Source organism: Psychromicrobium xiongbiense (genome assembly GCF_030271165.1).
Taxonomy (GTDB): domain Bacteria; phylum Actinomycetota; class Actinomycetes; order Actinomycetales; family Micrococcaceae; genus Renibacterium; species Renibacterium xiongbiense.
In genome coordinates this window covers 36,419-57,023 of the sequence record NZ_JASSZH010000030.1, presented here as the reverse complement: position 1 = coordinate 57,023, position 20,605 = coordinate 36,419, and the positions used below count along the sequence as shown (strand labels likewise).

The 20,605-nt window shown below is 64.8% G+C and carries 18 protein-coding genes; 12 read left to right on the top strand and 6 right to left on the bottom strand.

Translation table 11 applies throughout. From position 1 onward, the window contains the following. The first annotated feature begins 2 nt into the window (after nucleotides 1–2). The 3 genes from QQM37_RS11455 (at nucleotide 3) to QQM37_RS11445 (ending at nucleotide 2,655) form a co-directional block, all read left to right on the top strand. Nucleotides 3–761, top strand: a complete 759-nt coding sequence (locus tag QQM37_RS11455) for an SDR family NAD(P)-dependent oxidoreductase (RefSeq protein ID WP_285727593.1) — start codon at nucleotides 3–5, stop codon at nucleotides 759–761. A 1-nt stretch (nucleotide 762) separates the two neighbouring features. Beyond that, nucleotides 763–1,794, top strand: coding sequence for a zinc-dependent alcohol dehydrogenase (locus tag QQM37_RS11450; protein WP_285727591.1), 1,032 nt, complete (start codon nucleotides 763–765; stop codon nucleotides 1,792–1,794). A gap of 117 nt (nucleotides 1,795–1,911) precedes the next feature. Beyond that, nucleotides 1,912–2,655 carry a GolD/DthD family dehydrogenase gene (locus QQM37_RS11445; RefSeq protein ID WP_285727589.1) on the top strand — a complete coding sequence of 248 codons (744 nt, stop codon included), beginning with the start codon at nucleotides 1,912–1,914 and terminating at the stop codon, nucleotides 2,653–2,655. Between the two features lie 42 nt (nucleotides 2,656–2,697). On the opposite strand, the gene QQM37_RS11440 is transcribed toward QQM37_RS11445, so the two are convergent. Further along, nucleotides 2,698–4,704 carry a bifunctional aldolase/short-chain dehydrogenase gene (locus tag QQM37_RS11440; protein WP_285727587.1) on the bottom strand — a complete coding sequence of 669 codons (2,007 nt, stop codon included), beginning with the start codon at nucleotides 4,702–4,704 and terminating at the stop codon, nucleotides 2,698–2,700. Nucleotides 4,705–4,987: 283 nt separating this feature from the next. On the opposite strand from QQM37_RS11440, the gene QQM37_RS11435 reads away from it, so the two are divergent. The 5 genes from QQM37_RS11435 to QQM37_RS11415 are packed head-to-tail and all read left to right on the top strand — an operon-like array spanning nucleotide 4,988 to nucleotide 9,952. Next, entirely contained in the window at nucleotides 4,988–5,779 is a 792-nt protein-coding gene (locus tag QQM37_RS11435; protein WP_285727585.1) for a DeoR/GlpR family DNA-binding transcription regulator, read from the top strand. A 33-nt stretch (nucleotides 5,780–5,812) separates the two neighbouring features. Beyond that, nucleotides 5,813–6,847, top strand: coding sequence for a zinc-dependent alcohol dehydrogenase (locus tag QQM37_RS11430; RefSeq protein WP_285727583.1), 1,035 nt, complete (start codon nucleotides 5,813–5,815; stop codon nucleotides 6,845–6,847). Continuing rightward, nucleotides 6,847–7,896, top strand: a complete 1,050-nt coding sequence (locus tag QQM37_RS11425; RefSeq protein WP_285727581.1) for an NAD(P)H-dependent glycerol-3-phosphate dehydrogenase — start codon at nucleotides 6,847–6,849, stop codon at nucleotides 7,894–7,896. The genes QQM37_RS11430 and QQM37_RS11425 overlap by 1 nt, the downstream gene beginning before the upstream one ends. 33 nt (nucleotides 7,897–7,929) lie before the next feature. Then, complete coding sequence (locus QQM37_RS11420) at nucleotides 7,930–9,453, top strand: xylulokinase (RefSeq protein WP_285727579.1); 1,524 nt, start codon at nucleotides 7,930–7,932, stop codon at nucleotides 9,451–9,453. A gap of 28 nt (nucleotides 9,454–9,481) precedes the next feature. Then, nucleotides 9,482–9,952 carry a ribose-5-phosphate isomerase gene (locus QQM37_RS11415; protein ID WP_285727577.1) on the top strand — a complete coding sequence of 157 codons (471 nt, stop codon included), beginning with the start codon at nucleotides 9,482–9,484 and terminating at the stop codon, nucleotides 9,950–9,952. 75 nt (nucleotides 9,953–10,027) lie between these two features. Here QQM37_RS11415 and QQM37_RS11410 read toward each other — a convergent pair whose 3' ends face one another. From QQM37_RS11410 to QQM37_RS11390, 5 genes are read right to left on the bottom strand one after another with little or no spacing between them, the layout of a single operon-like run. Continuing rightward, the gene (locus tag QQM37_RS11410; protein WP_285727575.1) at nucleotides 10,028–10,654 is read right to left on the bottom strand and encodes a Pr6Pr family membrane protein; all 627 of its coding nucleotides are present in this window, start codon (nucleotides 10,652–10,654) and stop codon (nucleotides 10,028–10,030) included. Nucleotides 10,655–10,658: 4 nt separating this feature from the next. After that, complete coding sequence (locus tag QQM37_RS11405; RefSeq protein WP_285727573.1) at nucleotides 10,659–12,023, bottom strand: MBL fold metallo-hydrolase; 1,365 nt, start codon at nucleotides 12,021–12,023, stop codon at nucleotides 10,659–10,661. Then, on the bottom strand, nucleotides 12,020–12,973 hold the full coding sequence (locus QQM37_RS11400) for a carbohydrate ABC transporter permease (RefSeq protein WP_285727571.1): 954 nt from the start codon (nucleotides 12,971–12,973) through the stop codon (nucleotides 12,020–12,022). Before QQM37_RS11400 ends, QQM37_RS11405 begins: the two co-directional genes overlap by 4 nt. A 1-nt stretch (nucleotide 12,974) precedes the next feature. Further along, nucleotides 12,975–14,318, bottom strand: a complete 1,344-nt coding sequence (locus QQM37_RS11395; protein WP_285727569.1) for an extracellular solute-binding protein — start codon at nucleotides 14,316–14,318, stop codon at nucleotides 12,975–12,977. Nucleotides 14,319–14,326: 8 nt separating this feature from the next. Then, nucleotides 14,327–15,352 (bottom strand): carbohydrate ABC transporter permease, encoded by a 1,026-nt coding sequence (locus QQM37_RS11390; RefSeq protein WP_285727567.1) that lies wholly within the window; start codon nucleotides 15,350–15,352, stop codon nucleotides 14,327–14,329. Nucleotides 15,353–15,539: 187 nt separating this feature from the next. Here QQM37_RS11390 and QQM37_RS11385 point away from each other — a divergent pair, with 187 nt between their 5' ends. From QQM37_RS11385 to QQM37_RS11370, 4 genes are all read left to right on the top strand, one after another. Then, the gene (locus tag QQM37_RS11385) at nucleotides 15,540–17,441 is read left to right on the top strand and encodes an ABC transporter ATP-binding protein (RefSeq protein ID WP_420030162.1); all 1,902 of its coding nucleotides are present in this window, start codon (nucleotides 15,540–15,542) and stop codon (nucleotides 17,439–17,441) included. Between the two features lie 92 nt (nucleotides 17,442–17,533). After that, on the top strand, nucleotides 17,534–18,418 hold the full coding sequence (locus QQM37_RS11380; RefSeq protein ID WP_285727565.1) for a PhzF family phenazine biosynthesis protein: 885 nt from the start codon (nucleotides 17,534–17,536) through the stop codon (nucleotides 18,416–18,418). 290 nt (nucleotides 18,419–18,708) lie between these two features. After that, nucleotides 18,709–19,659: an ABC transporter permease gene (locus QQM37_RS11375; RefSeq protein WP_285727563.1), complete on the top strand. Its 951-nt coding sequence runs from the start codon at nucleotides 18,709–18,711 to the stop codon at nucleotides 19,657–19,659. Next, on the top strand, nucleotides 19,656–20,600 hold the full coding sequence (locus QQM37_RS11370) for a carbohydrate ABC transporter permease (protein ID WP_285727561.1): 945 nt from the start codon (nucleotides 19,656–19,658) through the stop codon (nucleotides 20,598–20,600). Before QQM37_RS11375 ends, QQM37_RS11370 begins: the two co-directional genes overlap by 4 nt. Nucleotides 20,601–20,605 lie beyond the last annotated feature (5 nt).

The window sequence follows — 20,605 nt, the reverse complement described above, 5'->3', positions numbered from 1 at the left end:
CCATGTCCATCTTTTCCCTGGCCGGCAAGACGGCCCTCGTCACCGGTGGCAATCAGGGCCTCGGTAAGGCCTTCGCCTTTGGTCTGGCGGAAGCGGGAGCCCGTGTGGCCATCGCGGGCCGCAGCGCCGAACGCAACGCCAGTGTGCTCGCCGAGGCCCAGGAGGCCGGTTACGACTTCGTGGCGATCACGGCGGACATCACCGATGACGCCCAGGTGGAGCGGATGACCCTGGAGGCCATCGATGGCCTGGGCCGCATCGACATCCTGGTCAACAACGCGGGCACCTGCTACCACCGGCCCTCCTTCGAGGTTACCGATGACGAATGGGCCAATGTCTTTGACCTCAACGTGCGGGCACTCTGGAAGGCGAGCATCGCCGTCGGCGCTCATATGCGGGAGAACGGCTCCGGTTCCATCGTGAACATCGGCAGCATGTCCGCGCTGATCGTCAACCGGCCGCAGTGGCAGCCCGCCTACAACGCCTCCAAGGCGGCTGTGCACCACCTCACCAAGTCACTGGCTGTGGAATGGGCACCGTACAACATCCGGGTCAACGCCGTCGCGCCCGGCTACGTCAAAACGGAGATGGCGCCCGTGGACCGGCCGGAGTTCCAGCGCTACTGGATCGAGGACGCCCCGTTGCAGCGCTTCGCTCTGCCGGAGGAGATCGCACCCTCGGTTGTGTTCCTGGCCGGCGACGGTGCCTCCTTCATCACCGGCTCGGTCCTGGTAGCCGATGGCGGATACACGGCGGTCTGAGATGTCAACGGAAACAGTGCGGCGGGTGGTGGTCAATGCGGCCGACGACGTCGTCATCGAGCAGGTGGAGCGCCCCGTGGCGGGCGAAGGAGAGGTGCTGGTCCGCAGCACCGTGGTGGGCATCTGCGGTTCGGATATGCATGCCGCTCATGGTCGGCACCCGTTCATGAGCCTGCCGTTCCGGCCGGGCCACGAAGTGGTGGGCGTGATCGAGGCGGTGGGACCGGAGGTGGATTCCTCTCTGCTGGGCCAGCGCATCGTTGTGGAACCCAATCTCCCCTGCGGCCACTGTGAACAGTGTCAGGAGGGCAGATACAACATCTGTTCCACCCTGGAAGTCTTCGGCTGCCAGACCCCCGGCGGCATGGCGGACGTCTTCACGATCGCCGCGGACCGTGTGGTGCCGTTGCCGGACGATCTGGAGGACCAGTGGGCGGCGCTGATCGAGCCCTTCTCGACGCCGATGCACGCCGTCCGGCGAGCCGGTGACCTCCGGGGCAGGCGCGTCGTGGTGATCGGGGCCGGACCGATCGGCCTGTTCACGATGATCGCCGCGCTGCACGCCGGTGCGGAGCGCGTCGTCGTCGCCGATCTGTTGGAGTCCAAGCGGGAGCGCGCGGTACGTCTCGGTGCGTGCGGTGCCTTCGACCCCACGGCCGATGACGCAGCGCAGCAGGCCCGCGCCGCTCTCGGCGGCGACGCACATGTGGTGTTCGACTGTGTCTCCCGCGAGTCGACCGTGCACCTGGCCATTGAGGTGCTCAGCAAAGGCGGCAGCCTGATGACCATTGGTGTTCCTGCCGGGCGGACGGTCGTCGATCTGGACCTGGTCCAGGACCGGGAACTGCAGATCCTGGGGAACCTCATGTTTGTGCGCAGCGATGTTCTGGCCTCGATCGAGCTACTGAGCACCAAGCCCTTCCCCTTCGAGGAACTGGTCACCGGGACGTTCAGCCTCGCCGATGCCGCCCTGGCCTTCCAGGCATCGGACGATCCTGAACAGGTCAAAGTACTGGTGACCGTGGAGCCCTGAGGCTCGCGCAGGGTGAAGTCGCGGGGCGGTGGTACGAGTGCCACCGCCCCGTTGGTTTAAGACTGTTGGTTTAAGACGCCCACAGGTTTAACAGGCTTAAGAAGAAAGGAAAAGAACATGGACGTTGACCTGAACGGGAAGGTCGCCATCGTCACCGGCGCCGCCAGCGGAATCGGCGCCTCGGTGGCACAGTACTTCGCGGAGCGCGGAGCCACCGTGGTGGGCGTGGACCTGAATCAGGAGGTACCGGCCCGGATGGCGGTGCTCCCGGGCACCGGCCACCTGGGACTGGCCAGGGATCTGACCGATCCCCAGGCTGCCGGCGAGGTCGTCTCCCGGGTGGTGGAGGAGGTCGGAACGCCGCAGATCCTGGTGAACTCGGCCGGCATCGGGCTCATCGACCCGGCGACGGACGTCCCGGCCTCCCGTTGGCAGCTGACCCTCGACGTCAACCTGTCCGGGAGCTTCTACATGGCGCAGGCAGCCGGCCGGGCCATGCTGGAGGCCGGCTACGGGCGGATTGTCAGCATCGCCTCCCAGGCCGCCGTGGTCGGTCTGGAACAGCACGCGGCCTACAGCGCCAGCAAGGCCGGGATTCTGGGCTTCACCCGGGTCCTGGCGATGGAGTGGGCGCGCCGGGGTGTGACGGTCAATGCGGTCTCACCCACCATCGTGGAAACGCCGCTGGGCCGCGAGGTCTGGGCCGGAGAGCGGGGCGAGCAGGCCCGGAGCGCCATCCCGGTGGGCCGCTTCGCCACCTCGGAAGAGGTGGCCGCGCTCATTGCGTTCCTGTGCACCGATGCGGCAGCCATGATCACCGGCGAAAATGTGATGATCGACGGCGGTTTCACCATCGTCTGATCGGTGTGGTCCGCACCGGGCTGAGGCGGACCACACCGAGGCTCAGACGATCCGGTCGCTGCCGCCATCCACCGGGATCTGAGCCCCGGTAGTGGCTGAATACTGGGCACGGCACAGATCGGATACCACGGCAGCCACCTGACGGCTGGTCACCTCCGTGCGCAGCAGGTTGCGACGCTTGTAGTCGTCGATGCTCAGGCCATACTTCGCGGCACGTTCTGCCAACAACTCCGGCGTCCAGAGGCCCGTGTCGAAGACGGCATCGGGATTGACCATATTCACGGTGATCGAGTCCGGTGCCCATTCCAGTGCCGCGACCCGGGCCAGCTGCGTCGCCGCTGCCTTGGAGGCCGAGTAGGCGGCCGCTCCGGGACCTGGTGCGGGCACGTTTTTCGAAGCGATCAGCACCACACGGCCACCGCGGGGAGCGAGTGCCAGGAAGCGATGAGCGGTCTGGAACAGGGTGAACAGGCCATCCACGTTCACCGCCATGCTCACATCCCAGGCGCCCCGGTCCAGGCCGGTGATCGGCGCGCTCGCCGCAAACACGCCGGCCGCGGGTACCAGAAGGTCCAGACCACCGAAGTGGAGCACACCTTCCTCCACCGCCTGGACCACGCTCTGCGGGTCGGTGACGTCACAGACCACTCCGAGCCATCGGGGGTCGCTGGAGACCTCCCGGACGGCGGGCGAGCGGTCCAGCGCGATCACGGCGGCACCGAGCTCCATCAGCTGCAGGGCGCAGGCCTTGCCGATGCCGGAGGCAGCGCCGGTGACCAGGGCCACCTCACCGGTGAAGGGCGGTTCGCTGGAGGCCTTGCGGAGTTTCGCCTGCTCGAGCTCCCAGTATTCGATGGAGAAGGCCTCAGCCTCGTCGATCGGCTGGTAGCCACTGCCGGCCTCGGCCCAGAGAATCACCTCTGCGGTGTGTTCGTAGATGTCTGCAGCAATGCTGGCCGCTTTCACCGTTTCCCCGGCCGTAACCAGTCCAGCATCGGAGGCCAGTCCGGCGTCAGAGGCCAGAATGACCCGCGGGGCCGGGTCCAGTGGGATGACCGTCTCCCCGAGCGCCTCCTCGTTACGGCGCACATAGTCCAGGTACTCTGCCGTATACGCCTCAATGTCCCCGTCCACGCTGGGCAGGCGCTTGGTCCGGATCACGTGCTCGGGTGTGATGGTGCCACGGAGCGCGATGCCGGGATATCCGGGGTGGTTCCGCAGGGCACGGACCGCTTCGCTGTTGCGGCGCTGAAGGATCATGGGCCGGGCGGCGGCCCGGCTCACGGCGGCGCGGAGCGTGGCATGAGCCAGCGGGTCAGCTACCGGGGTGGCGTCGGGCGCCGTGTCCGGGGTCGTTTCGGGCACTCCAGTCGTTTCGGGCGCGGCTGCCTGCACGGCATCGCGCGCTTTCTCCACCAGCTCCAGGTGCCTGGTGTAGGCCTCCTGGGCGTCATCGGAGAAGGTGAAGAGGCCGTGCTTGAGCAGGACGATGCCCGCCAGCGACCCCGGATCCGCCACGGACTCCCAGCTGCGCGCCACCGTCCGCGCCAGGTCGAAGCCCGGTTTGACGTAGTCGATCACCAGAAGGTTCTCCCCCAGCGCGGCCCGCACGGCAGCGTGGGCATCCGGCTGATCGCCCAGCGCCACAATGGCATCCGCATGGGTGTGCAGCACGGTACGGAAGGGGATCAGCGCGTGCAGAATGGCCTCGATCGAGGCGGTGGGGGCGGCCGCGCTCAGCGAGGCCTGGCGCAGCTCGTTGACCATGGTGGTGTCATCCAAGCTGTCCAGCGTGGACAGTTCCAGCAGACGCCCACGCCGCAGCGGCGCGAAACCGGCGGTCTCGATGGTGGCCAGATCCCAGCCGCTGCCCTTGACGTGCACGACGTCGACCAGCTGCCCGGTCACATCCGTCACCGTGTCCTTCACCGAGGTGTTGCCGCCGCCGTGGAGCACGAGTGATGGGTCCGCACCCAGGGCTCGGGACACCTGGACGCATTGCTCCAGAGGACTCAGGGATGCAAAATCCGTGGTGAAGTGGGCATTCATCCGGAAGGACCTTTCTCACAGGGGGCAGGGATAACGAGCGTTGAACCCGGTGATCCGGACGCCGGATCAGGGAAGATGATGGTTAAGAGGGGCGCAGGTGCAGCCGGGCTCACCAACGCTGACTGCATCAACATCAACTGCGACAACTGCGTCCACAGTTGGGCCGAAAGCCCTCCAATAACGTTATAAACACGATATTTGAGAGCAAATCACATGTCAACAGGTGACTTTTAACATTTCTTGATGTTATGGTGGAGTCACCTCAGAACCAAAGGGGGCAGAAGTGGCCAAGTACTCTACCGGCGCCACACGCCGGTCGGAGATTGCAGATCTTGTCCTGGAACGCGGGTTCGTCCGGATCGACGAACTCGCAGGGCACTTCGGGGTTACGCCGATGACCATTCATCGTGACCTTGATGATCTTCATGACCGAGGATTGCTCTCCAAAGTCCGCTCAGGCGCCAAGGCGACACCGCTCGAAGAGATCGAACGTAACGTTGCGTTCCGTGAACATCACATGATCGACGAGAAACGCGCCATCGCCGCAGCGGCACTGGAATGGCTTGAATCGACCGGCGGAGCGTCTGTCATCGGCATCGATGACAGCACCACCGGTCTGGCAGTAGTGGACGGCCTGGAGCCTGGTTCCGGACTGACCGTGGTGACAAACTTCCATCGAGCGGTGGACCATGTGGTGGCGATCGACGGGCTCCGGCTGATCGCCATCGGGGGCATCTTCGAACCGGAATATCAGTCCTTCAACGGCGCCATGGCGATTGAGGCGGTCAAATCCGTACGGATGGACGTCGCCTTCGTCTCCGTGGCATCGGTATGGCACGACTCGGTCTACCAGCCCAACCAGGGACCACTTCTGACCAAGCGGGCCATGATGCAACAGGCTGAACGCTCGGCGCTCCTGATCGACCACTCGAAGTTCACCCGACGGGCCATGCACCGGCAGGCCGGACTGGACGAATTCGATGTGGTGATCGTGGACTCCGGGATCAGCGCCCGGCATCTGACCCAGCTCGAAGATTCTGCGGAACACGTTATCGTCGCGCCGCTGCAAGAGTAACTCCACGCAGCGGCTGAGTCCTAGAGAGGCATCATGAGAGCCGCCATATTCCGCGGGCCGGGCCATTTGGCCATCGAAGAAGTCGACCGCGTTGCGCCGGGTCCCGGTGAAATCGCGGTCACGGTCAAGGCTGCCGCCACCTGTGGCACCGACCTGAAGTCCTACCGACGCGGGCACCCCAAGCTCTTCCCCGTGCTCCCGGCCCGCTTCGGGCACGAGTTCGCCGGCATCGTCTCAGAGGTGGGCGAAGGCGTCACGGAGTTCGAGGTCGGCATGCGCGTCGTGGCCGCCAACACGGCCCCGTGTGGCCACTGCTGGGCCTGCACCATCAACCGGGAGAGCCTCTGCGAGAACCTTCAGTTCCTCAACGGCGCCTTTGCCGAGGAGATCGTCATCCCCCGAGCCCTCGTGGAGCGGAACACCTACCGCATCCCGGACACGCTGGCTTTCGAGGCCGCTGCGCCGCTGGAGCCCCTCGCCACCGTGGTGCACGGGATGGATGAGAGCGGCATCGGACTCGGTGACACCGTGGTCGTTCACGGCGCGGGTCCGATCGGCCTCATGTTCGTCCGCCTCGCCACCCTCCGTGGCGCTCATGTGATCAGCGTGGATCAGTCGGCCTTCCGTCTGAGCGAGGCCCTTCTGGCCGGCGCCGAGCAAAGCGTGGATATCAGCGGATTGGACGCCGCGCAGGTCGATGCCGCCATCCGTGAACTCACCCCCGGTGGACGCGGTGCCGATGTCAGCATCGAAGCCGTGGGCCTGCCCGTGGTCTGGGAGCAGGCCGTCCGCGCGCTTCGCCCCGGCGGCACCGCCGTGCTGTTCGGTGGAACTCCGAAGGGCGCTCCCTTCTCCGTGGACTCCTCCGCCATGCATTACCAGGAATACACCCTCAAGGGCGTGTTCCATCACGCCCCCAAATACGTGAAGACCGCAGTGGATCTGCTGGCCTCCGGAAAGGTGGACGGAATGTCCCTGATCAGCGAAACCCGGCCTCTGGAGGCTCTGGTGGACAGCCTCGAAGACATGGCCGCCGGCCGTGGCAGCAAATATGCGTTGGTGCCGTGATGAGCACTGTCACCATTCTCGGCGCCGGCGCCATGGGCTCCGCCCTGGCCACTCCCCTGCGCGCCAACGGACACGAGACCAGGCTCTGGGGAACCCATCTGGATGATTTCCGGATCGATGCACTCGAGGCCGGGCTGCCGCATCCCGGGACAAACGTCCCCGCCCCCGAAGGCCTGAAGCTTTATCGCTCGGCAGCCCTGGCGGAAGCGCTCGATGGCGCAGATGCGGTGATCATCTCGGTCGCCTCGGTGGGGGTGTACGACGTCGCCCGGCTGGCAGCGCCGTCCCTCGCTTCCTCGTCCCTCGATTCCTCACCCGGGGGTGGGAAGCTGCTCATGCTCACCAGCAAGGGTTTCCACACCCGCCCCGACGGCAGCATCGGGCTCATGCCCGAGGCTGCACGGGAGGCGCTGGGCGAACCGGGCCGGACCCTGGTGTCCATCGGGGGACCCTGCAAGGCCAACGAGGTGGCCGCGGGACGGTTCACCGCGACGCTGTACGCCTCGGACGATGCCGCCGCCCTGGACCAGGCAGCCGCCCTGCTGGCCACCGCGGACTATCGGATTCAGCGCTCTGACGACGAGACCGGGCTGGAGATCGCCGCACCCCTGAAGAACGTCTACGCCATCGCGCTCGGTTTTGCGGATGGACTCCACGAGCGCACCGGCGAGCCCTGGCACAATCTCAAGTCCGCCTTCTTCGCACAGGCGGTCCGCGAGATGTCAGTCCTCTCGGTGGCCATGGGCGGCCGGGAGGCGACAGCTTACGGCCTTGCCGGCGTCGGTGACCTGGAAGTGACCGGGCTCTCCGGCCGCAACAAGGTCTTCGGTTCCCGGCTGGGTGCCGGAGAGAGCGTCCCGGAAGCACGGGAGGCCATGGCTGCGGCCGGGCTCACCGTGGAAGGTCTGGATGCGTGCAGGCTGTCCCAGGGCCTGATCCGTCAACTCGGCCTGGGCGCGGAAACCCTTCCGCTGCTCACGGCGATCACGGCGGTGCTCTACGCGGAGGCCGACCCTCTTACGGCTCTGACCGGGGCGCTCACCTACTGATCCCTTTCGCACTACAACACAAAGGAGTGTTTCGTGGACGCAGTCATTGCTGTGGACGCCTCCACCACAGGCAGTAAGGCGGTGGCCTTCGATGCTCAGGGCAACGTTCTGGCCATTGGCAGGAGAACGATCGACCGGGACTCCCCCCAGGCCACCTGGCACGAGCAGGACGCGCTTCAGTGGTGGGCCTCCACCGCTGCAGCGATCCGGGAAGTCACCGAGACGCTGGCGGCTCAGGGCCACACCCCGGTGGCGCTCGGCATCACGCACCAGCGGGAGAGCTTTGTCTGTCTGGATGCCGAGTACCGGCCGCTACGGCCGGCCATCCTCTGGCTGGATGCCCGTTCTGGCGATGAAGTCCGTCGCCTGGGTACACCGCGGGTCCACGAGCTCTCCGGGAAGCCGCCGTCCACCACTCCCAGCTTTTACAAGCTGGCCTGGCTGGCACGGTACGAGCCGGAGGTCATGGCCGCCACGGCGCATATCGCCGAGGTCCACGCCTGCCTGTCCTACCGGCTGACCGGCGAGTTCGCCACCAGCACCGCCTCCGCAGACCCGATGGGGCTGATGGATGTCCGCACCGGCGACTGGTCGGAGGAGTTGCTGGCGCTGGTGGGCGTGAGTCGCAATCAGTTGCCCCGGCTTGTGGCCCCGGGGCAACTGATCGGTACCGTGCACGATGACGCCAGCCGCCTGACCGGCCTTCCCACCGGGCTGCCGGTGGTGGCTGGCGGAGGCGACGGCCAGTGCGCAGGTCTGGGGGCCGGCGTCGTGCGCAGTGGAAAGGCCTACCTCAGCCTGGGCACCTCGATCACCCTGGGCTGCTACGCCGATTCCGTGGCGGTGTCCCGGGGATGGCGTGTGCTGGCCAGCCCGCTCGGGCACGGCGTGACAACGGAGGCGTTCATCGCCACCGGGGCGCTGTCCGTCTCCTGGTTCCGCAAAGCCTTCCCTCAGGTCGCGGTGGAGGGCGACGTCGATGTGTATGACACCGCGCTGGAGACCTGCCACGGCAGTGGGCTGTATTTCCTGCCGTACCTGAGCGGCTCGGCCACGCCGTACTGGGATGACAAGTCCCGCGGCGCCTTTGTGGGCGTGAATGAGAGCCACGACTGGGTGGATTTCTACCGTTCTGTGCTGGAGGGGCTGGCCTTCGAAACCCAGCTGCTGCTGGAGCAACTGGAATCTGCCTCCGATCCCATCACGGATGTGGTGGTGATGGGCGGTGGGGCCGCCTCCGGACGGTGGTTGCAAATCCTTGCCGATGTCACCGGGCGGCCGCTGCGGGTATCCACCACCACGGAGGCCACCGCCCTCGGCGCCGGGATTCTTGCTGCTGCTTACTGCGGGTTGGTTCCCGGCGGGGTGGAGGCTGCCGCGGCGGCGATGGCGCACACGGAGCAGGTCTTCGTCCCGAGGGACGCGCAGATGGAGGCCTACGCCCAACGATTCTCCGTCTATCGGACCATTTACGGGGCGCTCAAGCCCGTTTTCGATCAGTCATTCGAGGTGGAACGCGCGCTGGGCGGTTTCACACAGGAATGTATCCAGAAATAACAGAACTAACAGGACCAAGGAGGCCATCATGGCTAAAGCATGGAGCATCGTCATCGGCTCAGATGATGCAGGTTTTGACTACAAGGAGATCCTGAAGGCGGATCTGGAGGCCAGTGGGCTGGTGGCCTCCGTGCAGGATGTGGGGGTGGACGCCGTATCCCAGACGCCGTACCCCTCGGTGGCCATCGCCGCGGCTGAGATCGTGGCCCGCGGCGAGGCGGACCGTGCATTGCTGATCTGCGGCACCGGCCTGGGCGTCGCCATCGCCGCCAACAAGGTTCCGGGCATCCGGGCCGTGACCGCACATGACAGCTTCTCGGTGGAACGGGGCGTGCTCAGCAACAACGCACAGGTTCTGACCATGGGTCAGCGGGTGGTCGGCATCGAGCTGGCACGTCGGCTGGTCCGCGAATGGCTCGGGTACCACTTCGACGAGAGCAGCGCCTCCGCCGCCAAGGTGGACCTGATCGGTCAGTTCGAGACCACCGGAAGCTGCTGACACCCTCCCCTCTCCGCCGCTCCCGACGGAGTCGACACCACGCGAGCGTCACGACCGTTGGGAGGGAGGCACGGACTATGTAGCGGGGGCCCAGGGGCGCAACTTGTTGGTGACCACAGCCAGCAGCAGACTCACCACCAGGAAGACCACGGTGATCCCCACGCAGGTCACTGCGACCATGCCGTAGCCGCCGGAGAGGGCCGGGTTGAGGAACGGGTAGGCGTACCAGTTCAGGATGGCGCCGCGGATCAGCGAATACGCCAGATAGACGATGGGCGGAAGAGTCCAGATCCAGAGCTTCTTCAGATCCAGCGGCCGGGCTGGCGGCTGGATCAGCCAGTCGAGCACCACCACGATCGGCATCACATAGTGCAGCACCGTATTGATCCAGGGCAGGAGTGAGCCCAGATCAACCTCCCGCAGCAGAGCCGTGAACACGATGCCCACCAGCGCCATACACACCACGGCACAGCCCCGTACCATGTCACCGGCTGGCGTGCTCTTCCGGCCTGTGATGAGGTAGAACGCCGCAACGAGCAGCACCAGGGCACCAAAAATATTGGACAGATTGGTGAAATAGCTGAAGAAATTCACCACATTAAAGCCATCCTGGATATGGATCACCAACTGCGTGCTGATCGCCACCAGCGACAGACAGCCGAAGCCCAGGCGGCCCACAAAGAGCACGATTCGCCGATTCATAGGCTCATCCTCGCACCCATGAGGGTATCTCCGTTCCGTCGAGGCGGTAACGAGCGCCGTATGTCGGCAGTAAGGTCGGAACATCCACCGCGAGCGCTTCCGGGCGGAAGCCATGGATCGGCACCACCACCCCGGGATGGATCTCCATCACCATCTTGTGCAGAGCCTCCCCCGTGGCGTGGCCTGAAGACCCTGCGGCGACAAAACTGATCCCCAGCCGCTCCAGCCATTCCAGCCAGGTGGCCCAGTTCGCCATGAACGGCCCCAACGGCTCACCCTGCGAGTGCAGAAAGGGCAGGAACTCACCGGACCGTCGGGGCAGATCGAGCAGCGCCGGCACATCACGCACATCGGGCTGCACCAAATACCGCGATGGCCGCTCGCGCACCTCGCGCAGACTCACCGTCGGCAGCACGGTTCCGGTGGCCCCCCGCAACCGCTCGATCGCCGCCTGATGCACGGGCCGCTGTGGCCGGGACGCGTCCCAGGTCACCGCACCATGCACCCCGAAATGCGCCAGCATCGCCGCCTGCTGCCCGGGCCAGACGAGGGTGCGCCCCCGGGAGGCTGCCAGGTCGATGAAGCGCTGGGCCCGCTCGGCATCGCGCTCATACATGCTCAGCAGGGCCAGCCCCGGAGCCTCCGCGAGAGTCTGCGCCAGCAACTCCAGGATTGCGTCCTCGCTACGCGGCTGATGGCCCGGCTCGATGTCGAAGCTCAGCATGGTGGTCTCGGTCACCAGCATCCCGACGCCGGTGGCGCGCCGGATGAATTCCTCCGAGCGCAGCGCACCATCCCGATGGAAGTTGAGGTCCCCGGTGTAGGCCAGCGTGCCTTCCGGGGTGTGCACCAGAAATCCGCAGGCTCCGGGGATGTCGTGGTCCACGGGGATCGCCTCGACGCGCAGATCGCCCACCTCCACCACGCCATCCATCGGGCGCAGCTCCACCGCCTCGCCCAGCCCGGCCAGGGCCAAGGACTGTTCCAGGCGCACCGTCTCCGGGTGGGCATAGACCGGGATTCCCGCCCGCACAAAGCTCAGGGCGCCATCGTGGTCCAGATGGGCGTGCGAGAGGAAGATGGCGCTCGGCCGCGGGTCGGGCACCGCCAGCGGCGAGTCCTCCGGAAGCTGGTCCGGGTCGTAGATGCCGGGAAGTTCCGCGGCGAAGCCTACCGCCAGCCGATCCCGGAGCCGGTACTCGGGCCGTTCCTGCACCGGATCCCGAAAGAGGTCCTGCTCCCCGGGGATGTCCAGCCCCATGTCCAGCAGCACCCGCGCGGAATCCGTGGACACCATGATTTTGGACGAACCGATCACCCGCAGACCACCGAAGAACTCGACGGTGACCGCCGGACTGGACTCATTCATCCGCGCACACTCCCCTGGGTGCCATAGGCACCGTTGACAAAGTATTTCTGAAGGAACAAAAACACCACGATCACCGGCAGCGTGGTGAAGGAGACCGCAGCGCACAGGCTGGTCCAGTCGGTACCGTCCGCCCCGTAGAAGGCCTGAAGTCCCACCTCGATGGGCCGCACGGAATCCGATTTGGTCATGATGTAGGGCCAGACGAAGGAGTTCCAGGTCCCCATGAAGGAGTTCAACCCCACCAGAACCAGTGATGGTGCGGCCAGCGGTGCCGCCACAGAGAACAGCATCCGGAACGGCCCTGCGCCGTCGATCTCCGCCGCTTCAAACAATTCCGTAGGCAACGTGCTGAAGAACTGACGGATCAGAAAAATCCCGAATACCGAGGCTCCCCACGGCACAATCTGAATCAGGTACGTGTCATACCAGCCGATCTGCTGAGCGATCAGAAAGTTCGGGATCAGTAGCACCGTCTGCGGCACCATCATCACGGACATGACCACCAGGAACAATGCGCTGCGCCCCCGGAATCGCATCACCGCGAAGGCGAAACCGGCCAGCAGTGAGGTCACCAGAACTAGCACGATGACGCAGGCGGCAATGAAGACCGTGTTGCCGAAGTACATCAGCCAGGGGCTTGCTTTCCAGGCACTCACATAGTGCGAGAGATCCCAGGCCGGCCAGAGCCGCGGCGGGAACTGGAAAACATCCGCATCGGAGGAGACGCTGGTCAGCACCATCCAGCCGATCGGCAGCAGGAACAGCAACCCGACCACGATGGCGACCAGCAGGCGTGCCCCGCGCCCCAGCACCGCGGCCGGGCGGGGGCGGCGACCCACGGAACGGCCCCGGGCAGCGGGGCGAAGGCTGCGCGCCGTCGAAGGAAGCGTGCGGCGAGCCCTCACCTCACCTCCCCCGTCGCTGCCGGTCGCCATCGTGCGCGTGCTCATGTCAGGAAGCGTCCTTCTGTGCCTTGGCCGCGGCGTCCTGCGCCTTCTGGAGCGCTGTCTTGGAGTCGGTCCCATTGTTGATCGCGTCCAGGATCGCCTGGCTGAGCGCACCGGAGGCCTTGGTCACCCAGGACTTAGGCGGCAGGGAGGTCGCCGAGTCCAGTTGCTTCGTGGCATCCGCCACCCAGGCGTTCTTGGCCACATAATCCTTGAACGCCTGCTGATCCATGGCGGTCCGTGAGACCGGCAGATACCCCGTGGTGGAGGACCAGTACGCCATCTCCTCCGGCGAGGTCAGGAACTGCATGAACTTCCAGGCGGCAGCCTTCTGTGCCGGGGTCGATTTGTCGAAGAGCGCGATATTGGTGCCCGCCAGCTGGTTCGCCGTGCCGGAGGGGCCGGACGGCAGGGCTGCGACGCCCATCGCAAATTTGTCTCCCACTGCCTTCTTGTTGAACTGGAAGCTGGCTACTGAGGAGATGTCGAAGGCACCGGTCTGCCCGCCCAGAGCCACCTGCCCGGGGTAGTTGCTGCCCAGGGCCAGGGATCCGTCCGCCTTCATCTTCTTGAGGAAATCCAGGGCCTTGACCACCCCATCCTTGGTGAACTGGGGCGTGCCGTCATCGGCGAAGACCGTGTCGCCATTGGCCTGGGCCAGGATCTCAAACAGCGCTGTGCCACCGGCTGGCCCGTTCGTGCTGCCCGGGTCGATCGAGAGGCCGATGACTTTGCCGGTGGAGGCGGTTTTGGCGGCCGTCGCGAAGTCATTCCAGGTCTTGGGCGCCTGAGGGACCATGGTCGTGTTGTAGTACTGCACCACCACGGATTTATTGAAGGGCCACATCCAGGTCTTGCCGTCGGAGAGCTTGAGGTCCTTCTTGATCCCGTCAAAGAAGTTCGGGTAGTCCTTGCTCTGCGAGACGTAATCGTCCAACGGAACAATCACCTTCGACGCCGCAAACTCGTCTGCCCAGTTGCCGTAGACCTGGGCAATGGTGGGCGGGGTCCCGGCTGCGGTCTGGGCGTTGATCTTGGTCTGCAGGGTGCTGTAATCGGGCTGTTCCTGCAGGTCAACCGTGATATTTGGGTACTTTGCCGTGAAGTCCTTAGTGATCTTGGCCAGCGAATCCTTGATCGCCCCGGAGGACATGGCTTCCATGAAGCTGATGGTCACAGGGTCGGTGGAATCGGCCGGCGGAGTGTTCGATGACGGCGCAGCCGCCCCGCCTCCGCAAGCCGTGGCCATCAAGGTGGTGGCGGCCAGGATGGACAGCAGTCCGGCAGTGGTTCGGATGGTACGCCTGTTCCGGGGGCTCTTCTGCCCCGGGTTGCGGGTGGTGAACATTTCTCTCCTCAGATGGTGGTGGACCGAGCGGGGGTGCCACGGTGTGATGAGCGGTGCATGGATCGGCGCAGTGACCGGGAGTCAACGGATCGGGAGCTGCGCAGTTGAAGGATGGACAAGAGGACGGTCAGGGCGAAGAGGACGACGGCGAGCGCCGCGGCGTAGCCGGTCTTCCGGAACACGAAGGCCTGCTGGTAGAGCTGGAATCCCAGAGTGGCCACATCCGGGCCACCTTTGGTCATCACAAAGAACTGAGTGAAGGCCTGCAGGGACGCGACCGAGGTGATCACCACCACGAAGATGATGAACGGTCGCAGCTGCGGGAAGGTGATGTTCCAGAATTCCTGCCAGCGGTTGCAGCCGTCGAGTTTGGCGGCCTCGGAGAGCTCCGGCGACAGGGTGGTCAGACCGCCCAGAAAGATGACCGTGACAAAGCCGATCTCATGCCAGAGCGAGTAGATGATGACGGCGGGCATGGTGTAGCTGGAGTTCCCCAGCCAGTCGATGCCGGGTAGCGAGAACCAGCTGAGCACCAGGTTCGCCAAGCCGTAGCGAGGATTAAAAATCCACACCCAGACGATCGAGGTGGCGACCAGCGGGGTCACATGGGCCAGAAAGATGGCGGTGCGAGCTCCGAGAAGCACCTTGTTACTCCAGCTGCGCGACCAGCTTCCCGCTGCACTCTGCAGCAGGAGCGCCAGTGCCAGCGAAATCGCGGTGCCGCCCACCACCATGGCGAGAACAAAATAGGCACTCACACCCAGGGTTTGCAGAAAGGGCGGGTCTGCTGAGCCCTCCAGCATGGCCTGGTAGTTCTGCAGACCGATGAACTTGTTCTGCGAGGCGTTGAGCCAGTTCCATTTGAAGGTGCTCACCACGAAAGTGAAGATCGTCGGCCCGATGGTGAACACCGTAAAAATGGCCAGCGCAGGGAAAACAAACAGATAGGCCAGGGGCGAGCGCAGGCCCGATGACGCCCGTGAGCGCCGGGGGCCGAGGACGGTCAGATCACTTTTGGTGCGTGCAGTGGCCACGCAGTTCTCCACAGTGGTTGTGCCGGATGCCGGGATTCACCCACGGCTCTTGGCGGTCGACCAAGATTTCAGTCTCTGCCATCGGCCAGCGCCGCACAAGGGCCGGTGCGTATCGCCGAGGTTAACAACCGGGAAATTTTCCCGGCCCCACGCGGAGAACAACAACTAGGCTGGGCGCATGAGTGGAATGGGCGCCATGCGCGCCGGGGCGATGCGCGGCGGAATGGGCCCACGGGACGAGGATCTGCAGCGGGACGCCATTGCGAAAGCGCCCGTCATCGAGCATCTTCTGCGTCGGATCTACGAATTGTTCGCCCCGCATCGCAAGGCGCTGGTTCTCACTGCCCTTCTGGTGCTGCTCGGCGCCGCGCTCACCGTAGTCCCTCCGCTTCTCACTCAGCGCGCGTTCGATGACGGACTCTTCCCACCCGGCGGAAGGCCGGACCTGCGGGCGCTCGGGCTGACCGTCGCTGCGATGATCCTGGTCTACCTCGGCTCCGCGCTGCTGGGCGTCTGGCAGACCTATCTCACCGCCTCGGTGGGAAACCGGGTCATGGGAGCGCTGCGGGTCCGGCTGTTCAGCCACCTGCAGGCAATGGATCTGAGCTTTTTCACCCGGACCAAAACCGGCATCATCCAGTCCCGGCTGCAGAACGACGTTGGCGGCGTCGCCTCGGTGCTGACCAACACGGTCTCCTCCGTGCTGGGGAATTCGGTGACGGTCATCGCGGCCCTGGTGGCCATGCTGCTGCTGAACTGGCAGCTGACCATCGTCGCCGTCGTGCTGATGCCCGTTCTGGTGATCGCCCAGCGCCGGGTGGGCCGGGTGCGGGCCAGAATTGCCACCCAGACACAGGAATCGCTCTCGGAGATGTCCGCGATCACGCAGGAGACGCTCAGTGTTTCCGGGATCCTGCTGGCCAAGAGCTTCAGCCGGCAGCAGGCCGAAATTGAACGTTACGATGCGGCGAACCATCACCAGATCGGGCTGCAGGTTCGCCAGACCATGAGCGGCCAGTGGTTCTTCGCTGTCGTAACCATCTTCCTGTCCTCCATTCCCGCCATCGTGTATCTGGTGGCCGGGCTGCTGATGATCAGCTCCCCGGCCGATGGCGGCGCGCACAGCATCACGGCGGGCACGATCGTGGCGTTCACCACCGTCCAGGCGCGGTTACTCTTCCCGCTGACCGCGCTGATGCGGGTGGTGCTGGATCTGCAGACCTCTGGCGCTCTCTTTGCCCGGATCTTCGAATATCTTGACCTCGTCCCGGCCATCGCCGATGCGCCGGGCGCGCAGGATCTGGAATCCGTGCTGAGCCAGTCCCCGCAGAGCCGCGCGGAGTTGGGCCGGATCAGTTTCGACTCGGTCAGCTTCGCTTACCCGGATGCTAAACCTCAGGAACGGCCCACGCTCGATGACGTCAGTTTCGTCATTGAGCCCGGGCAGTTCGCGGCCTTCGTCGGTTCCTCAGGGGCCGGGAAAACCACCATTTCGTACCTGATCCCGCGGCTCTATGAGGCGAGTTCAGGCCGGGTGACGTTTGCCGGGTGCGATGTGCGCCAGCTGCGGCAGGAGTCCCTGATGGGGCATATCGGCATCGTGAGTCAGGAGACCTATCTCTTTCATGCCTCCATCGCGGACAATCTGCGTTACGCCAAGCCGGGCGCGACGATGGAGGAGCTGGAGGATGCTGCCCGGCGGGCCAATATTCTCGACACGATCATGGGTTTTCCGGACGGTTTTGACACCCTGGTCGGCGAGCGCGGATACCGGCTCTCCGGTGGCGAAAAGCAACGGATCGCCATTGCCCGGGTGCTGCTGAAGGACCCGGTGGTACTGGTGCTCGATGAAGCGACCAGTGCCCTCGACTCCATTTCGGAGCGGGTGGTCCAGGCGGCACTGGAAACGGCATCGCAGGGCCGCACCACGGTCGCGATCGCTCACCGGCTCTCGACTGTTGTTGGCGCGGACGTGATCTTCGTCGTCGAGCGCGGAAAGATCGTGGAGCGGGGCACCCACCGGGAACTGCTGGCAGCGGAGGGGCGTTACGCCGCGCTCTACGCGGAACAGGCCGGGGTGCCGGGGTAGGGACAGGGCTGAGCGGGAATACCCAGGGCGCCCGGTTGCTTTTCCCAGAACCGGACGCCATCCGACGTCCCGCGGAAGAAGGCGAGCAAACGATGAACGAACCGTCCCTGTCCCGTTGGAGCGCTTTCCCCGCGCCGGGTTCCGGCCCGGAGGGCGGCAATCCGGCGGGCGTGGTGCTTGACGCCAGCGCGCTCGATGACGCCCAGATGCTCGGCATCGCCGCTCAGCTCGGCTATGCAGAGTCGGCCTTTGTGACGGCTCCGCCCGACGCCGCTCCCGGAGAAGCTCTCCGGGCCACGGTTCGATATTTCTCGCCCGTGGCGGAGGTTCCGTTCTGTGGTCATGCCACCGTGGCCACCGCCGTCGCCCTGACCGAAATCTACGGATCTGGCCGCTATGTTTTCGAGACCCGCGCCGGTTCGGTGGAACTGACAACGGAGCAGCGAGACGGTGTGGTGACCGCGTCTTTCACCTCTGTAGACCCCCAGGTGAGTGCTCTGCCTGAAGCTCAACTGGCAGACATCCTGGATCTACTGGGCCTTGACGAGAGTGAGCTGGACCCAAGATTCCCCTCCAGAGTGTCCTTCGCGGGCAATCCTCACCCGATGATCGTCCTGGGTAGACAGGACACTTTTGACAGTTTCAGTTTTGACCCCGACGCGGTGCGCCAGCTGATGGACAGCAACGGATGGACCGGCACCATTACGGTTCTGCATTCCCTGCAGGACCCTGACAACCAGCCACTGGTCTGGGAAGCGCGCAACCTCTTCCCCGTCGGCACCCTCTCGGAAGACCCGGCCACCGGCTCTGCCGCAGCCTCCACCGGAGCGTATTTGCGGGCGCTGGGCGTTCTGAGCACTCCGACGGAGCTGACCATTCACCAGGGCCGCCACATCGGGCGGCCCAGCCTGCTGCGGGTCTCCGTCCCGCCCGCTGGCGGAATCACCGTCACTGGGACCGCTCACCGCATCGACTGAGTCCTCGCGCTCATCGCCAGCCCTCCGCCATCGGCCGGTTGCGCATTGGCCTGAGCGCACATTGCTCTGAACATACATCGAGTGTGCAGTGTTGCAGGGTGTGCGTCGCCGCGACCCTGCAACACTGCACACTGAACCCCGCCACATCCTCGTCACGACCTCCTCGCGCCAGTGTCATCTGATCCAATTATGATCAAATACTCATAATGTGATCATTTAATCTTGACAAGTGACTTCGGTCACTCTAGTGTCATGGGAACAAACGGCCGATGACGACCCGGAGGATACGTGTGGCATTAGCAACCAAGGTGACAGAGCGCGGCAGCACCCGCAAAGTGCCCTTCCTGATCCGGCTACGCCGCGATTACCCTCTGCTCCTCATGGTGCTGCCGGCGGTGGCGCTCCTACTGACCTTTGTGTACATCCCGCTGCTGGGCAACGTCATCGCCTTCATGGACTACGTTCCGTTCATCCCGATCTGGAGCAATGACTGGGTAGGGCTGGATAACTTCACCAAGCTGTTCTCCAACACCGGGTTCTGGCAGGCGCTCTTCAACACCATCCAGATCACTTTCCTCAACCTGGCTCTGTACTTCCCGGTGCCGATCGCGCTGGCGGTTTTCCTGCATTCGCTGATCAGCCCGTTCCTGCGCACCTTCGTCCAGTCGGTGCTCTACCTGCCACACTTCCTGTCCTGGGTGATCGTGGTCGGCCTCTTCCAGCAGACGCTCGGCGGCAGCGGCGTGCTGAACCAGTTCCTCCAGTCCAATCACCTGGACCCGGTCAATATCCTGGCCAATGCGGATACCTTCAAGCTCCTGCTCACCTCCCAGGTGATCTGGAAAGACGCCGGCTGGGGCACCATCATCTTCCTGGCCGCCCTGGTGGCGATCGACGATTCGCTCTACGAGGCGGCCGCCATTGACGGTGCAGGCTGGTGGGGCCGTTTCTGGCACGTCACGCTTCCCGGCCTGCGCCCGATCATCATCCTGCTGCTGATCCTCCGCCTCGGAGACGCCCTCTCCGTCGGTTTCGAACAGGTGATCCTGCAACGGGACACCGTGGGTCCGGCCGCAGCTGAGGTGCTGGACACCTTCGTCTACTACAACGGCATCGTCAACGGTGACTGGGGTATCGGCATCGCAGCCGGCCTGCTCAAGGGCCTGATCGGTCTGCTGCTGGTACTGGGCGCTAATAAGGCCGCACACCTGCTCGGAGAACAGGGAGTCTATTCAAAATGAGCACCACAGAGCTGAAGGCGCCAGCCGCCACAGTCCGCAAACTCAGGAGCAGAACGGCCGCCTCGACCCGGCCCAGCTGGTCCAAAGCGCCCTCGATCCCGATCCGGGTCTCCAAGGCGATCGCCGTCATCGTGCTGTGCCTGGTCATTCTCTTTCCCCTGTTGATCGTGGTCTCCACCAGCCTGTCCACGGCAGAGTCACTGAGGCAGAACGGCGGCTTCGCGATCATCCCGACCTCCTTCAGCATCGAGGCTTACCGGCAGGTGCTCAGTGGTGGCGTGGTCTCCCGCGCCGTGGTGATCAGCCTGCTCGTGACCATCGTCGGTACGGCCATCAGTCTGATCTGCACTGTGCTCGCCGCCTATGCTCTCAGCCGCAAAGGCTCGCTGTTCCAGAAGCCTCTGCTCGGCCTGGTGCTGCTGACCTTCCTCTTTACCCCGGGCCTCATCCCGGTGTACCTGATGGTCAAGCAGCTCGGCCTGCTGGACACCTACTGGTCGCTGATCCTGCCGGGTGCGGTCAGCGCCTTCAATATCGTCATCGTCCGCGGGTTCTTCCAGAACATCCCCCAGGAACTCATCGACAGCGCGAAGATCGACGGTGCCAGCGAATGGCGCACCTTGTGGAGCATCATGCTCCCGCTGTCCAAGGCTGTGGTGGCCGTGGTCGGGCTGTTCTACGCCGTCGGGTACTGGAATTCCTTCTTCAACGCGCTCATCTACTTGCAGGACTCCTCCAAGTGGACCCTGCAGCTCGTCCTGCGCAGTTACGTCCTCCAGGGCGCGCCACTGCTCACCGACACCGGGACGGTCGTAGACACGCCCACCGCCGCTATCCAGATGGCCGTCATCGTGATCGCCATGGTCCCTGTGCTCTGCGCCTACCCCTTCGTCCAACGGCATATGAGTGCCGGCGTGATGACCGGCGCCGTCAAGGGCTGACGCTC

Coding starts and splice junctions, on each gene's coding strand:
- QQM37_RS11385 (WP_420030162.1), top strand. CDS start 15,540: ATGGGCGCCATGCGCGCCGGGGCGATGCGCGGCGGAATGGGCCCACGG.
- QQM37_RS11395 (WP_285727569.1), bottom strand. CDS start 14,318: ATGTTCACCACCCGCAACCCGGGGCAGAAGAGCCCCCGGAACAGGCGT.
- QQM37_RS11380 (WP_285727565.1), top strand. CDS start 17,534: ATGAACGAACCGTCCCTGTCCCGTTGGAGCGCTTTCCCCGCGCCGGGT.
- QQM37_RS11370 (WP_285727561.1), top strand. CDS start 19,656: ATGAGCACCACAGAGCTGAAGGCGCCAGCCGCCACAGTCCGCAAACTC.
- QQM37_RS11425 (WP_285727581.1), top strand. CDS start 6,847: ATGAGCACTGTCACCATTCTCGGCGCCGGCGCCATGGGCTCCGCCCTG.
- QQM37_RS11455 (WP_285727593.1), top strand. CDS start 3: ATGTCCATCTTTTCCCTGGCCGGCAAGACGGCCCTCGTCACCGGTGGC.
- QQM37_RS11445 (WP_285727589.1), top strand. CDS start 1,912: ATGGACGTTGACCTGAACGGGAAGGTCGCCATCGTCACCGGCGCCGCC.
- QQM37_RS11400 (WP_285727571.1), bottom strand. CDS start 12,973: ATGAGCACGCGCACGATGGCGACCGGCAGCGACGGGGGAGGTGAGGTG.
- QQM37_RS11440 (WP_285727587.1), bottom strand. CDS start 4,704: ATGAATGCCCACTTCACCACGGATTTTGCATCCCTGAGTCCTCTGGAG.
- QQM37_RS11430 (WP_285727583.1), top strand. CDS start 5,813: ATGAGAGCCGCCATATTCCGCGGGCCGGGCCATTTGGCCATCGAAGAA.
- QQM37_RS11450 (WP_285727591.1), top strand. CDS start 763: ATGTCAACGGAAACAGTGCGGCGGGTGGTGGTCAATGCGGCCGACGAC.
- QQM37_RS11405 (WP_285727573.1), bottom strand. CDS start 12,023: ATGAATGAGTCCAGTCCGGCGGTCACCGTCGAGTTCTTCGGTGGTCTG.
- QQM37_RS11415 (WP_285727577.1), top strand. CDS start 9,482: ATGGCTAAAGCATGGAGCATCGTCATCGGCTCAGATGATGCAGGTTTT.
- QQM37_RS11410 (WP_285727575.1), bottom strand. CDS start 10,654: ATGAATCGGCGAATCGTGCTCTTTGTGGGCCGCCTGGGCTTCGGCTGT.